The sequence below is a fragment of the Epilithonimonas tenax DSM 16811 genome (assembly GCF_000428485.1).
Classification (GTDB): domain Bacteria; phylum Bacteroidota; class Bacteroidia; order Flavobacteriales; family Weeksellaceae; genus Epilithonimonas; species Epilithonimonas tenax.
In genome coordinates this window covers 1-15,464 of record NZ_AUAA01000056.1, presented here as the reverse complement: position 1 = coordinate 15,464, position 15,464 = coordinate 1, and the positions used below count along the sequence as shown (strand labels likewise).

The following is a 15,464-nucleotide window of genomic DNA, read 5'->3' as shown; positions in this document are numbered from 1 at the left end:
AAAAAAATTATCAAAAACAAAAATATATTTTCAGAAAATCGAGAAAAAGAATAGAGACATTATTCTCTCAGCTTTGTGACCAATTTAAAATCAGAAACAACTACGCAAAATCATTTGAAGGTTTTAAAACAAGGATATTGAGCAAAATAACAGCATTAACTTTCATTCAATTTGTAAATGTTTTTGTATTTAATAGAAAAATGAATAATATTAAAATTGCATTAGTTTGATAATGCACTACGAGTTTCTTTAATATTATTTTATCAGTGACGATTGTAATTTCAACCTGGTCGAATGGTGCAGACTCAAGAATTATATTTTCTATTAACAAATCACGATACTCGATTGGATTTTGTTTTCTCTGATTATAATATTCCATTATTCTAGAGCTTTCATTATTTCTTCACGACTTACAATTTGTTTATCCATAGGATAAATTTCGTTTTCATAATCTTTTACCAAAATAGAAAGTGCTTCTAATTCATCAGATTCTTTTGAACCGGGTTTGATTTCGGTTTGCATTAATTCAAAGATTCTTTTGAGGTTTTCTTCGTAACCTTCATTTTCCGTTATTACGGCGAATAGTTCATTAGCACTATTGAATTTTACACCTTTACCATCTTTAAGTTCTTCCATTGCTTTAATGGTTTTTTTATTAGGTTTTTTCATCTTTTTAGGATTTAATTTAACAACTAGATTTCCGTAATTCCACTAGCCTTTTTCCGTAATTCCACTATCCTATCTTGGGATTTTTAGTAAAAATAACTCAAATATTCTGCATTTTTGGAGCTAGATGGTCAATTTAGTCTATAAAATGAAGTAATGTTCCTACATAGTTACTGTATATTGAGGCTTTTTTTATTTTTTGCTTTGTTTTTTGGGTGTTGGGACAGCTCTTTGCCACCGCAGGAACGAGGATGGCAATGTGCTGTAGCGCGTTGGCAAAAACAACGCAAAAAGTATGACAGTTGCAAATCGGTGGCAATGCCATAGAAGACAGGCGAAGCGTTGGGCTTGTGCGGTTGGCGCCTGGCTTATGCCGTATTTTTTCTTGGCGTGGGCAGAGCGTGGGAGAAAAGGTTATTAGCTAGTTATGTGAAATTTCATTAAAGTATATTACTTAGTAATATTTCAATAAAACATAAATTTTCCACTTTGTTTTTCATACAAATATTTCTCATCCCTAAATCCCATTGTTTTACGATACTGTTCATCAAAAATATCTGCCAAATCCGGAGCAGTAGCAATTACATCGGTTTTATCTATCTGTTTTTGAGGTAATTTTTTATTCAAAAATGCTCCGCAAATCTCTAACTCGTCGGCACAAATTAATTTCCCGTGTAAACTTTCTCTCATTAAAAGGAATTCCACCAACACTTCAGGTTTTTGCTTACGAGCTATCAATGTTAAAATAAAAACTTCCAGGTCATCAAGTTTAACAACCCAAGGAAAAATATCATCGTCCTTTTCTAATTGTATAAGTGTAGATAAATCACATTGTATCTGTCCGAATGTTTTAAGATTTACTATGATTGAAAAATCCTTTTCAAATTGTGTTGTATCAATTTCATCAATAAGATTGCCATTTTTGTCAGTAATTTTTAGAGGTTCTTGATTGATAAATTTCTCTTCTACTCTACGAGTTTGTTTATAACCATAGCCAATACAAGCATTAAAATCATCTTTAATCCGAACGAACGCTTTTTCAGGATTTCTGAAAGGTTCTCGGAGTGAATAACCTTTTGCTTCAATTATAAAGGCATATTTTTTCCATAGGATTAAAATATCTTGCTCGCAACCATCGACATAATAGCTTTGAAATAATTTAAAGTCATTGCCAAAAAATTTAGAGAAAAGCTCAACTATGTTTTTCTCTAATAATTTACCCTTTAATTCTACATACTTAGTCTGATGCTCTTTTGTTGTAGTTGTTACTCTTTCCAGTAATGTCTCAATAGCGTGTATAACTTGCTTTACTTCGAAAACCTGAAACATTTTATCATCAATTGATAATATTGGCTTTTCATATAGCGGATTACCGGGTCTAGTTTCTGTATAATATAAAAAGTTTTTTTCTTCTCGTTTTGTAGATAATAGCTGTAAAATCTTTTCAACTTTCTCAATAGGTAGAGTATCAGAAACAAGTTCTTCTGGGTAAAATCTATCCATTATACCGTGGTCGGCCATAAAATTATAAAGGTGCATATTCTTTTCGCCCATTTCTTTTATAAAATCAGGCACTCCGTCAACTACACCAACTTGTACTTTCGTATATTCTTTCCAGTTCGGTCTTAATAATTCTTTTTTAGTTGAAAATGCTTGAAAGTTTTTTTGATTTAGCTGGTCAATATTTTCATAGAATTGAATGAAATCTTGGGTTATTAATCCTGTTTCATTTTGAATAATATCATCCATCGGAGTAAACAAGTCTCTAATCCAGTTTATTACTTGTTCTTCAAAGTTTAGTGGTCCTTGGTTAAAATAAGATAGAAACGATGGCATTGCAACCCGTCTTGTCTTTTTCCACTCTTCAGTAACTTCTTCAGGATTTTCTGTAAAGAATATCTTATGATATTCTGCTTCTATTTCATTTAGTAACGTTACTATCTGTTCCCACTTTTCAGGGTTATATTGAATATCTATACCATTTTCAGGATTTGAACTTATATTCAAACCAGCAAGATAATATAGTTGCCTAAGAGGTGAGGACAATTTTCCTAATTGGTCTTGAGCTCGACCTATATTCTTCATTAAAAATGATATGTCGCCAAGAAACCATTCAGTATTATATGTTGAAACTAGCTCCTTTAAAGCTTTTGATTTTATTTCTAAATCCATTTTATTCTTTAATACAGTTGTTTTTACTATCTATAAAAGTACAAAATTAACTTATTATGCTATTTTGTTTTGCCCCACATTAAAAAAGCAAGTAGGATAAGTAACTTTCTACAAAACTTATTTTTTGTATTTCGTAGAAATACAAAAACCGATTTATCGGGATGATTTGAAGCAAAGCAACGAAGTGCTTGTTTCGGTTTGCACCGAAAAGGTGCAAAGTGGCTTGTTTTTTATCGGAGATAAAAAATAAAAAATGTTTTTGGTCAAAAAAGGTTATCTTACTTATCCTCTTAAAGCAAAGTAATGAGGTGCAGAATGTACCGAATAAAATTATAACTTCAGAATGAAGTTTGTTTTATTTTGCGAAGTCAAAAAGCAAATGGTGTATTGTAAATGCTGTATTCAGACGTGAGTGTAGGCTGTCAAAAGTAAATGAGTTTTCTTCTATTGAATTATCCTTTGTACTAATTAAATCGCCCTCGGGAGAAATCAGAAATTTATCACTTAATTTTTTAAGAATTGCTGTTTTTATATTGGTGCTGTCGCCATCTATTATAAAGCCAATCATTCCGCCAAAGGTTAGGTTTTGGGCATATTTTCCATTAAAATAACGTAAAACCCCACCATCAAAAATGTTTTCATTTTTAGCATCTTTCTTATAGGTATTGTAACAAACATACTTGTCTGTTAAATCTTTACTACCATCTAAATTTTTGCATTCAAAATAAAAGTCTTGATTTTTCCAGTATGTATTATGAATGGTAATATCATAATTACCTTCTACATCCTCATCATTGGTTTCTTCTCCTTTAACGGAAAAATTAAATCCAAATTCTCTGTTTGCTTTCAGTTTTAGACGTACAAATTTTGCAATTTCCCTTTCGGTTCTTGGATACTGCTTTTTCTTTTCTTCTTCAATTTTGGATTTTAACTCTACACTATCGTAGTTCTTATAGAAGTCAAGCAAATAATAAAATACCCATTTTTTCCAAAACTCATCATCTAATGATTTAAGCTGACGAGTATCGAATGGTAATGGTGCTGGTTTCTTAATCCTAATGTACTCCCTCTCCATTCACATTAGGTATTAAGCGTTTTAAAATATCCTGCCCATCCTCAAAGGCTTTGGTTTCCGTCCAGTTTTTATTTATATCTTCTTTAATAATGAATACACAGTCTTTTCCGAAAATCTTTTCCTGGTTTGCTAAAAAGTTTGCATTAGGGTTTTGTTCGAAGATTTCATTAAGCAAATATTTTTTTGCTTTAGTAGCAATAGGACTGTTTGAGTTATTATTAAAGGATATTTTTACAACAATTAAATTGAAATGTGTAGTGGTTTCTTCAATGACTATTGAGCTTTCAAAATAAAATCCTACTATTTCCTTTAAAGTATTCTTATATCCGGCTAAAGCATTTCTCTTTCTTCCAATCCTTGATTTTGGAAGAAAATAATCTCTAACTCTTTGTTTGTCCCAATAAGATAGCTCATACAAATCGTATATCAACTCATTCAATTCTTCCTCTTTTTCAGCATAGTGATAAGTGCCATTTAACAATTGTTGACTGATAGCTGATATTTGAGAAGCTTTTTCTTCATTTAGTACTTTTGGAACAGGTATGTTGCAAAAATCAGATTTATCGATTTTTGAATGGAAGTCAAATATTCTCTTTCTTAGAACAAGATTTATATAATAGTTTGCAACACTTGAGTTTAGTATTGCTGTAAATAAATAATAAAGGTCTGGGTTAGTTAACTTAATAACGTGAACATCAAAATTGAAATATATTTTTTCATTCGTATAGACTGCTTTCAAATTTTGACCAATTCTGCCCCATAAAATTCGGTCGCCCTCATAAATATCTTCATTATATCCTTTACGTCTAAAATTTGAAATATCATTAGCGTAACAATTAATCCCTTCTATAACAAAATTATCAATGTTTTTAGAAGTTATGAGAGGTGTCGGAAAATCTTCGCTTTTTACAGGTTGACTATATTTGTTACTATAATTTTCAAGATATTGTTTTTTATTTGAATTGTATTCTTCTCTTGTTATCCCAAATTCTTTAATAATTACATCTACACCTGCTAACTGCAAACCAGTATGAATAAATAGTGTCTTGTTATCACGCTTTTTGATGTAATTAACAATAGCCGTACTGCTTTCATCGACTGAGTTTATTAGTTCCAAATCAAATTGATTTCCTACTAAATAATCTCTTAACCTAACATTATTGTCAACTAATTCTTTTTGGTTTATTTCAATTATTTTATCCTCTTGGATTATCAATAATTCAAAAGGTTTTTCGGAAAACAAACCTAAATCTACAGGATAATAATCAATAATTTCATCTCGATTACTATTTGTAAAAATTACTGCTATGACACTTTCTTTTGCTTTTTCAAATAAAATCTTTTTAACTCTTGAAAGCTCATAAACCTTTTCAATTCCATAATTAGCATAAAAATAATTTTGAAACGGTTCAGAATAGTAAAAATTAGAACTGTTTGAAACGAAGCCAAATCTTGTATCTTGATTGCTCCAGTCTTTAATTTTTAAAAAGAAGCATTGTGAAATTTGCGCATCACTTACAATATTCTTTGCAAGAGTTTTATTGCCATCAGGCAATGAAACTTGGTAGGAATTTAAAAATGATATTTCATTTTGGAATTCAGAAGTATTAGGAATTTCAAAGAATGGCGGATTGCCAACTATGTATGAAAATACCATTTCTTCAAAAGGTTTTTCTGAAGAATTAAGGGTGTTTGCGTGTTTGATATTCTGAAAAAACGAGTATTCCGAAAATAGGTTAATTTTCTTATTATCCTTTAGTTCTTTAGCAATAAACTCTTTTATTTCTTCCGGATTAATTCCGATAAAAATCTGCAAGGAAAGAGAGAACAACGTAAATCGTTGAGCGGTTAATTCTTTTTCTATTCCAAATATATTTTCAGACAAAAGCTGTGTCCGGTATTTTATCTTTCCGATACTGTCTTTTGGTTCTAAATTCTGCTTTTGGGCAATTTCTAAAAGTCTTTGATACCCTGTAATCAAGAACATTCCCGATCCACTTGAAGGGTCCAAAATTGAACCTATTTTATCTTCTTTTATTACATCATCAACAATTAACTGAGCTAATTTTTTAGGCGTATAATATATGCCGTTTTCTTTCTGCTTTTCAGACAAAAAGACCTCATAAATGTAACTTATAAATTCAACAGGTAAAACGTCAAATCTGAAATCAAATAGCCTTAATTGCCCCTTACTTACATTGTGGTTAAAAGACTTTGCTATAATATTGCAAACCTCACTTGTTAGATACTTCTCGTCAATTTTAGGAGTGTCAAAAAGTGAATTGTTGAATATCTCGTGTATGATACTATACAATTCGTTGATGTCTTTTTTAGCATTATTTTCTAATAATTTCTCATAGTTAAGAGTGGCATCATTAAAATAGTGACCAAAAAAATACGAGTTGATAATATGGTTATCCTCTAAATACTTAATGTAAAGCGTTCTATCAATTAAAGCCTGAACTACTTCGTTCCGAGTATTGTCATCAGAGATTGATTGTAATAATAACTGATTTAACTGCTCCTTTAAGGCTTTTAATGTAGCAACTAATTCTTTATCAATCCCTTTGTATTTCGCTTTATTAATAAACGAACGATAATTTAACCAAAACACACCACTATCAAACTGCCAATGTTTAATTTTATCTATGGTGTCTAAATCCTTTTCTGTAGTTGAAAAAACCTCTAAAACACTTTCCTTATTTGAAAACTTAGGCGAGTATTTTGCGTAGTACATTACTACCTCTTCAGCCTCATTAGGAAAATAGAAAATTATATCAGCATCATTCTTATTCCAAACGTACTTTCTAAAATGCTCAAATTCGTCGGTTTCTAAAGAAGAAGTAATTAGATAAAAGGAAGTATTGGTATTGTTAGGACTTTTATAGTAAAAAACTGAATTCTCAAGTTTTTTGTATAAAGTAGCTTCTTTCTCAATATCAATAGCCTTTGGCTTCAAATCAGTATTGAAGTCAAAACCTAAATTAGAAAAAAAATCTACATAAGTCATTGATTATATTGTTTGTATATCGCAATAAAGGCGGAAATTATCGAGGGTAAAGTTATAAAAAATTTTCATAAAACAGCCATTTAAACAGCGTTTAAACGGCATTTAAAATGTAACATAAAATAGGAAGATAAGTAGGATACTATTTAGCTAAATTTTGGAATGCCAACGAGAATATTTTTTATATCGGAGAATCTACATCAAAAACAAATCCTATACAGAAAAGAATTAAACAATTTTACGTACATAAAGTCGGTCAAAAAGAACCTCATACTGGAGGGTATTAGATTAAGTTGCTCGCTTGTATTGAAGATTTGCATATCTATTTTGCAGAAAGTCCTAATCCAAGAGAAACAGAATTTAAGATGATTTTAAAATTTGTAGAATTAAATTCAGGGAAGAGTTTTTTTGATGTTGAAAATTTAACCGATTATTTTCCTTTTGCAAATTCAAAAGTTGATATTTTGAAAAAGAATCTCATCAAAAATCATATTAATAAAAACACTAGAGAAAAAATAATATAATTTCAAAAGACGATGAAAATATATTCGAACTTGAATAATTTTACAAAACGATATTATACTGACATCTGTTAGACAGATAAAAATAATGTAAAAAACAGACTTGCAATGTGAAATATTAAACAGATAATCGATTTATTTCCGATTATCTGTTTTTATTTTTACATTTGTACTGTGAATATTGAAGTCTTAATCCAAAAATATACTGCACACCCGATTCCTCATCAGGTGTTGCTAAGTCTTTTGAAAGGATATAAAAGACCTAATGATAAAATTCATTCCTTGATTAATGAACAGAAGCTAATCTCATTGAAAAAAGGTTTATACGTTTGGAATAGTGATTCTTTACCCGAGAACTTCAGTATTGCAAATATTCTTTACACACCAAGTTATGTTTCAGTAGAATCGGCATTGTCATTTTATGGATTGATTCCGGAACGTGTTTTTTCAGTAAGTTCAATGACGTTCAAAACATCAAAAAAATTCTCAAACTCGCTCGGTAACTTCGAATATATCAAAATCCCAACACCATATTATTCATTTGGAATAAAAAGAATTTCTATAAGAGATGGGCAATTTTCTTTAATGGCAACTGCAGAAAAAGCCTTGATGGACAAAGTTATTACAACAGCCGGCATCATCATTAGAAGTGAAATCTCTGCTCAAAAGTTTTTGTTCGAAAATCTAAGAATGGATGATGAGCAATTGAAGATATTCAATACCAAAGAAATGAGAACTTGGTTGGAATTTGCACCTAAAAAAGAATCTTTGTTGAATGTTATAAAAACTATAGAAAATTTATGATACAAGATTGGATAGCAGAATATCAACCCAAAACTGCCGATGATTACAAACAGGCATTGCGTGAAATAATGCAACAATTGGCACTTGCAGGATTATTTCGTGGAGGTTTTTTTTCGAAAGCAGCATTTTACGGAGGCACTGCTTTGCGAATTTTTTATAGCCTTGATCGATTCTCGGAGGATTTAGACTTTTCTTTGTTGCAAGAAGATGAAAATTTCGATTTAGAGTATTATCTCAAGTTTATTGAGGATGAATTTTTGGCTCAAGGTATGGTTGTAACCATCAAAACAAAGCATAAATCAGTTGTCTCCGCTATAGAATCGGCATTCTTGAAATCAGAAACTTTTTGGGGTGAACTCATCTTGGAAACTTCGATTCCAGGATTAGGAATCAAACAAAATATCGGATTAAAAATAAAAATTGAAGTAGATACAAAACCGCCGTTAGGTTTTGAGACAGAAGAAAAATTACTTTTAAAACCGTACTCATTTTATGTCAAGTGTTTTGTTCTAGAGGATTTATTTGCGGGTAAAATGCACGCTTTACTTTTCAGAAAGTGGGGAAATAATGTTAAAGGTCGTGACTGGTACGATTTGGAATGGTATATTAGAAAAGGCGTTAATCTGAATCTTCAGCATTTTTTATCAAGAGCAAAGGATAGTTCTGATTGGGGAAAAGAAAGCATTTCCGAAGCAGAGTTCATAGAGTTATTAACAAAGCGAATCGAAAATCTGAATGTTGAAATCGCTAAGAAGGATGTGGAAAGATTCATCAAAAATCCAAAAGTATTGGATATTTGGTCTAAACAGTATTTTTTAGATTTGATTAAAATGTTAAAAATAAAAGAATAGTGTACCACTTTTGTACACCTTATACTATTCAAACCACCATCAATAGACAGTTCTTTAGATACTGTATCGGAAAGTAATCACTGCAAAATAAACAATCAAAAAATCTGTATTAATACACTCTAAAGCCTTATTTATAGGGCTTTTTTCTTTTTTACAAATATACGTTTGTTTTGCGTTGTTTTGTTATAATCGGTACAAATTTGTACCTTTGTTGTACCTCGAACGAATTTTTTGAAGAAATTCGATTTTTTTAGGTTTTTGATTGCACTTAATTACATCTAATTGCACTTAAATACATTTAATGATATAAAATTGAGCGAAATGAGTAGCAACATAGAAATAGAGCGTATTTGTCAGCATTGCAATAAGGATTTTATTGCGAAGACGACCGTAACACGATACTGTTCTGATGATTGCGCTAAAAGAGCCTACAAAGCCCGTAAGAGAGCGGAAAAGATAGGCGTTTCAGTAGCGGAAATTCAGCAAATAAGACAAAAGCCAATTGAGGACTTAAAAGCGAGAGAGTTTTTAACCGTTAAGAATGTTGCACATCTTTTAAATTGTTCGGTTCGTTCGGTTTATTGTTATATCGAAAGCGGAAAAATTAACGCTACCAATATCGGGCAAAGATTGATAAGGGTAAAGCGTTCCGAAATTGATAAGCTATTTGAAGCAAAGGAAAAACCAAAGCCAATTCAATTAAAAACGCTGGAGATTGCAGAATGTTATACGATTTCGGAAGTGCAGGAAAAATTTAAAGTTTCTCAATCTGCATTACAGAAGATTATGAAAAGAAATGATGTACAGAAAATGCAGATAGGCAAATTTGTGTACGTTCCGAAAGTAGTAATAAACGATATTTTTAAGTAAATTTGAATAGCATAAAAGACAATGACCATCAAAGTAACATTAAGAGATAAGCCTATTTCTAAAGGGCGTAAAAGTCTGTATTTGGATTTTTACCCACCAATACCGCACCCAAAAACAGGCGAACCCACTCGCAGGGAATTTTTAGGGCTTTATACTTTTGAGAAACCGAAAACCTCAACAGATAAGCATCATAACGCTGAAACACAGAAAATTGCGGAAAGCATACGCCAAAAAAGGGAAAACCTTTTGAATAAGCCCGAAATTTACAGCCAATACGAAAAACAACAACTCAAAATTAAGGAGCAGGGAGAAATTAATTTTGTGGATTACTTCCGAAAGTTAGCCAATAAGAGAAAAGCCAGTAATTACGATAATTGGATTTCAGCACTTCATTATCTCGAAGCGTTTACCAATGGAAATTTGAAATTTGCCGACCTTAACGAAATGGTTTTGGAAGATTTCAAAGATTATTTACTATCTACCAAAAGCAAAAAGAGCGACAAAACAACCCTTTCCCAAAATTCCGCAGTTTCCTATTTCAACAAAGTAAAAGCAACGATAAAGCAGGCGTACAAAGACGGTATTTTGCAAACCGACCTCAACGCCAAAGTAGGCCCGATAAAACCCGAAGAAACTCGCAGGGAACATCTAACTATTGAGGAACTTAATACACTCGCAAAAACGCCTTTCAGTAATGAATTATTGAAACGTGCCGTATTGTTTTCTGCATTAACAGGATTGCGATTTTCCGATATCAAAAAAATGGTTTGGAGCGAAATGGAATACATCAAAGGGCAAGGCTATTTTATCAATTTTAATCAAAAGAAAACCAAAGGCGTTGAGGTTTATCCGATTTCTGAACAGGCGTATAATTTGACCAAAGGCAAAGAAAATCCAAACGAAATGGAACAGGATAAAAACGTTTTTGAAAATTTAACTTATTCTGCATATCAAAACAAACAGTTAGAAAAATGGATTTTGGAAGCTGGAATAACAAAGAAAATAACCTTTCACAACTTCCGCCATACGTTCGCAACCTTACAGCTTTTTAGCGGTACAGATATTTACACCGTATCAAAAATGTTAGGGCATAAAGACCTGAAAACAACACAGATTTACGCCAAAATTGTAGATGAATCTAAAAGGGAAGCATCAAATAAAATACAGTTGGATTTGTAGAATTTTAAAAGCATAAAAGACAATGGAAAATTATAAAGAATTAAAATTTACGGTATTTGAAACCGTAATGAGGGAATTAAATTTTGTGGCGTGGGCTTTTGAGTGTCAAATTTCCGATGTTAATTACAACTCATTACCTGTAATACATCAAAAAGGCAGGTATTTACCAAGTCTTATAAATGTTCATTCAAATATTGAAATGTTGAAATTACAGGATTATATTAAACATTTTACAGAACGATTTGAAAGTACAAACAATACTATTTTAGTCACTAATGAAATAAAACAGATTTCAGAAAGAGCAAAAGAAATTATTTCTTTTTATGAAGAAAATCTACATTCAAATAGTGATTGTGTTAAAAGCTATTTTAAAAATTTACCTAATGATTTTAAGGATAGAATGGAATACAACGATAAACATACTGCTTTAATTGTTGTTGATGACTTGCAAATATTTGATATTTATTTTGAGGTTGGAGTTTTAACTTTTAATGTTAAGGATAAAAATTATTATGATGAAAATAGATACACAATTAGCTATTTAACAGACAATTCAGAATTGTTGAGGTTTTGCCAAAAACTTGTAGATTTTGCAGATAAATTTATTGATGAGGTTACGCCAATAAAAAAAACATTACCACCTCGACAAAAAACCAAAACGAATGCAAATAATTTGGAGGAAATAATTACGCACCAAAATAGTGTAAACATTGTTGAATGCATCAAAATTCAATACAAAAATATTCAGGGAAAGCGTTTAAAACTTTTACTTATTGCGATGCAGGAACTTAATTTACTACCAAAGGAAAGAATAGCAAAAAAGTTTCACGATTACTGCAAGACCGAATTTGATTGGAGTATTGCAAGTTATGAAGCAATGAATAATTATACATTTAATAAGATGACTGATAATGATGAGGTTACAGCAATGAAAGATTATATTTCAAATATTGCAAACACAAATTAAACGACTTATACAAACTTATATTTTCTTAAATATAAGTTTATTTAACTGAATGTCAAGTAGTTAAATAAAACAAACGCTATACTTTTACATCATAATAATTTATAAAATTGATGTAATAATGGAAGCATTAACATTCGAGCAGTTACCAACAGCGGTAACATTACTAACTAAAGAAGTTAGCGAACTAAAAGCGTTGTTATTAAAAAAGAGCGAGCAACCAACGACCCAACCACAGGACGAACTTTTAACCATTCAGCAGGCAAGCGACCTTTTGAACCTTTCAGTACCAACGTTATACTCGAAATGTTCAAAAAGAGAAATTTCCTTTATGAAGCGCTCTAAACGCCTGTACTTTTCCCGAACCGAACTTATTGAGTACCTGAAAGCAGGTAAAAGAAAATCTTCCGCAGAAATAGAAGCGGAAGCAGATGCGTATTTGTCTAACAAAAAAGGGTTGAAATAATGGAAAACACTACTAACAACCCATTGCATAAAAGACAGGGTAAAGATACTAAATTAGAAATAGTTTACAAAGCACTTCACAACAAACCTTTAACGATGAAAGAAGTCTATACGCAAACAGGCGTTTTAAGGGAATTTGTATGCTGGTATTGTCGAGAATTACGCCTTTCAGGGAAATTGTATTTCGTGAAGAAACGAAGATGCAGTATAACAAAACGGTATGTAAAAGAATTTACAACCAATGAAACTTTTTTGCCTGAATTTCCTAAACAATTAAGCCTATTTGAATAATGGAAGCAATGAAAATAAACCCTGTATTTGACGACCTCGAAAATCCTGAAACGATTTTGAGCCACGTTGAGCAATTGATAAAGAAAACTGAAGCAACGCCACACGCTGAAATATTGCAACAGCTCATTGAGCAACTCGAACCGTTGGATTTTGAACTGTTAGCGTTTCCGCAGGTAGAAACATTCAGGAAGAAATTGCAAGACCCAAACTTATCAAATGATGAGAAAAAGGAAATTAATAAACAGCTGGAAAAACTCAAACTCAATCTTAAACATTATTTGGTTTTATCCATAGAAAACGCCTTACTTTTTGCAGAAAAAAACCGTTGGGGATTGTGCAAAAATCACGATTTTATCTATTTATACAACGGAACTTTTTGGGCAGATATTGACAAAGAAACCTTTCAAAAATTTTTAGGTGAATCGGCTGAAAAAATGGGAGTTGCTAAATTTTCTGCACGCTTTTATCAATTTCGGGAGCAGTTATTTAAACAGTTTTTGGCAACCGCTTATTTGCCAACGCCTGAAAGCAATAAAGATACGGTACTGATAAATTTATTGAATGGCACTTTTGAAATAAACGCCAACGGAACGAATTTAAAACCTTTTGAGCGTGCAGATTTTATCACTTATCAATTGCCTTTTGAATACAATCCGCAGGCGAAAGCACCATTGTTTGAAGCTTATCTTAACAAAGTTTTGCCCGATGCAGAACGCCAAAGAATTTTAGCGGAATATTTGGGTTTTGTATTCATAAAACACGGAAGCAATGCGCTAAAGGAAGAAAAAGCCTTAATTCTATACGGAACAGGAGCGAACGGAAAAAGCGTATTTTTTGAGGTTGTCAATGCGCTTTTAGGTGCAGAAAATGTAAGTAGTTTCTCATTACAAAGCCTTACCAATGATAATGGATATTTTCGGGCGAAATTGGCTAATAAATTAGTGAATTATGCGAGCGAAATAAACGGCAATTTAGAAGCATCAATATTCAAACAATTAGTTTCGGGCGAACCTGTTGAAGCACGTTTGCCGTACGGACAACCTTTTATTTTGAAGCAATATGCAAAGATGATTTTCAACTGTAATGAGTTGCCAAAAGATGTGGAACACACAAACGCATATTTCAGACGATTTTTAATTATTCCTTTTGATGTTACGATACCGACAGCCGAACAGGATAAAAATCTACATACAAAGATTATTGAAACGGAACTTTCAGGCGTATTTAATTGGGTGCTGAATGGGCTTAATAGATTACTGGAGCAAAAACGTTTTTCCGATTGTGAAGCATCACAAAAAGCCGTAGAGCAATACAAAGCGGAAAGCAACAGCGTGCAGATGTTTTTGAATGATAATGATTACAAAAGCAACCCATCAAATTACAAGTTGATTAAAGATTTGTATATCGAATACAGAAATTTTTGCCACGAAGATGGAAACACACCATTTAAGAAAACCAATTTCATAAAGCAATTGCAGGCGTTGGGAATTATGATTGAAAGGAATATGTACGGAAATGTAGCATTCATTCAAAGCCAAAAATCATATTAAAAAAGGTTTTCTAAAACGTTCATTATTTTCATAAAATTCATAATCTATGAAAAGTATGAAAAATATGAAGCCCTGAAAACAAAAATATTTTTTATTAAAATGCAGACCGAACACCGTTACAAATTAGATAAAAGCAGTAAAAAATACCATTGTCCGCAATGTTCCAAAAAAAGATTGGTAAGGTATTATGATACTGAAAAGAATGAATATTTGCCCGAACAATACGGAAGATGCGACCGTGAAGCCGAATGCAGTTACCAACTTAATCCATATTCAGATGGTTACGCAAAATCGATAAGCGAGCAGGAGCAGGGCGAGAATTCAGAACTTCCAAAATGGAAGCCACAACGGAAAACAGAACAGCCAAAACCAAAACCGATTTATTTTGATTTTGAAACATTCAAAAAAACGTTGTCGAATTATGAGCAGAATGTTTTTGTGCAAAATTTAATTCAGAATGTTGCTTTTCCTTTTGAAATTGATGAGGTTACGAACGTTGTACAGTTGTACAGATTGGGAACGGTTGCCAATGGTTACAGAGCTGGAGCAATTACTTTTCCGTTTATTGATTTTCAAAATAATGTAAGAGCCATTCAGGTAAAGCAATTTGATGAAACCAACCACACCAAAGGCACGGATTTTCTGCACTCAATTATTGAAAAGCATCACAGCCGAAACAATAAGCCATTGCCTGAATGGTTGGAAGCCTACACAAAGCAGGATAAAAAAGTTTCCTGTTTGTTTGGGGAATATCTTTTAAACCCGTAGTGCATTATAAAAAAGGTTACTCATAATACGAAAATTTCGTATATTGTATTGACTATCAATCTAATACGTTATGAATAACCTAGATGCAATTTACGATTTTATTTTAAAGGAATTAAGAAAATTAACCATCAAAGAAAATTTTTATTTCAAACCAATTAAACCAAAATTATCTGATTTAGAGCTCATTGCAATAAATATTTCTGCGGAATATTTATCGATAGATTCAGAATATCAGTTGTTTAGATACCTCTCTAATTCAAAACTAAAGGGAATGATTGAGA

15 protein-coding genes and 1 pseudogene are annotated in these 15,464 nt (G+C 31.7%); 12 read left to right on the top strand and 4 right to left on the bottom strand.

The annotated features are described in order from the left end of the window. Positions 1–230, top strand: a 230-nt coding sequence (locus F564_RS20330; RefSeq protein ID WP_154656900.1) for a transposase, incomplete at its 5' end; no start/stop codon positions are given. Between the two features lie 148 nt (positions 231–378). Here the strand turns inward: F564_RS20330 and F564_RS20040 are convergent. From F564_RS20040 to F564_RS0116095, 4 genes are all read right to left on the bottom strand, one after another. Beyond that, entirely contained in the window at positions 379–669 is a 291-nt protein-coding gene (locus tag F564_RS20040; RefSeq protein ID WP_028123516.1) for a hypothetical protein, read from the bottom strand. Positions 670–1,131: 462 nt separating this feature from the next. After that, positions 1,132–2,838, bottom strand: coding sequence for a hypothetical protein (locus tag F564_RS0116105; RefSeq protein ID WP_028123515.1), 1,707 nt, complete (start codon positions 2,836–2,838; stop codon positions 1,132–1,134). A gap of 355 nt (positions 2,839–3,193) precedes the next feature. Then, the gene (locus F564_RS0116100) at positions 3,194–3,913 is read right to left on the bottom strand and encodes a hypothetical protein (RefSeq protein WP_028123514.1); all 720 of its coding nucleotides are present in this window, start codon (positions 3,911–3,913) and stop codon (positions 3,194–3,196) included. Then, positions 3,894–6,923, bottom strand: coding sequence for an N-6 DNA methylase (locus F564_RS0116095; RefSeq protein ID WP_028123513.1), 3,030 nt, complete (start codon positions 6,921–6,923; stop codon positions 3,894–3,896). The genes F564_RS0116100 and F564_RS0116095 overlap by 20 nt, the downstream gene beginning before the upstream one ends. A 290-nt stretch (positions 6,924–7,213) precedes the next feature. On the opposite strand from F564_RS0116095, the gene F564_RS21040 reads away from it, so the two are divergent. From F564_RS21040 to F564_RS19485, 11 genes and pseudogenes are all read left to right on the top strand, one after another. Continuing rightward, positions 7,214–7,444, top strand: a complete 231-nt coding sequence (locus F564_RS21040) for a hypothetical protein (RefSeq protein WP_228373922.1) — start codon at positions 7,214–7,216, stop codon at positions 7,442–7,444. Between the two features lie 171 nt (positions 7,445–7,615). Further along, positions 7,616–8,245 (top strand): type IV toxin-antitoxin system AbiEi family antitoxin domain-containing protein, encoded by a 630-nt coding sequence (locus F564_RS0116085; RefSeq protein ID WP_028123512.1) that lies wholly within the window; start codon positions 7,616–7,618, stop codon positions 8,243–8,245. Further along, entirely contained in the window at positions 8,242–9,096 is an 855-nt protein-coding gene (locus F564_RS0116080) for a nucleotidyl transferase AbiEii/AbiGii toxin family protein (protein ID WP_028123511.1), read from the top strand. The genes F564_RS0116085 and F564_RS0116080 overlap by 4 nt, the downstream gene beginning before the upstream one ends. Positions 9,097–9,417: 321 nt before the next feature. Beyond that, on the top strand, positions 9,418–9,966 hold the full coding sequence (locus tag F564_RS20325) for a helix-turn-helix domain-containing protein (RefSeq protein ID WP_028123510.1): 549 nt from the start codon (positions 9,418–9,420) through the stop codon (positions 9,964–9,966). 21 nt (positions 9,967–9,987) lie between these two features. Continuing rightward, positions 9,988–11,145 (top strand): tyrosine-type recombinase/integrase, encoded by a 1,158-nt coding sequence (locus F564_RS0116070; RefSeq protein ID WP_028123509.1) that lies wholly within the window; start codon positions 9,988–9,990, stop codon positions 11,143–11,145. 22 nt (positions 11,146–11,167) lie between these two features. Further along, positions 11,168–12,112, top strand: coding sequence for a DUF6043 family protein (locus F564_RS0116065; protein WP_028123508.1), 945 nt, complete (start codon positions 11,168–11,170; stop codon positions 12,110–12,112). 118 nt (positions 12,113–12,230) lie between these two features. Then, positions 12,231–12,575: a helix-turn-helix domain-containing protein gene (locus tag F564_RS0116060; RefSeq protein WP_028123507.1), complete on the top strand. Its 345-nt coding sequence runs from the start codon at positions 12,231–12,233 to the stop codon at positions 12,573–12,575. Then, positions 12,575–12,865: a hypothetical protein gene (locus F564_RS0116055; RefSeq protein ID WP_028123506.1), complete on the top strand. Its 291-nt coding sequence runs from the start codon at positions 12,575–12,577 to the stop codon at positions 12,863–12,865. Before F564_RS0116060 ends, F564_RS0116055 begins: the two co-directional genes overlap by 1 nt. An 8-nt stretch (positions 12,866–12,873) precedes the next feature. After that, positions 12,874–14,415: a DNA primase family protein gene (locus F564_RS0116050; protein ID WP_084406830.1), complete on the top strand. Its 1,542-nt coding sequence runs from the start codon at positions 12,874–12,876 to the stop codon at positions 14,413–14,415. Positions 14,416–14,514: 99 nt separating this feature from the next. Beyond that, on the top strand, positions 14,515–15,183 hold the full coding sequence (locus F564_RS19490) for a PG0870-related protein (protein ID WP_051259712.1): 669 nt from the start codon (positions 14,515–14,517) through the stop codon (positions 15,181–15,183). A gap of 70 nt (positions 15,184–15,253) precedes the next feature. Then, a pseudogene (locus F564_RS19485) lies at positions 15,254–15,464 on the top strand (IS982 family transposase); the annotation flags it as partial.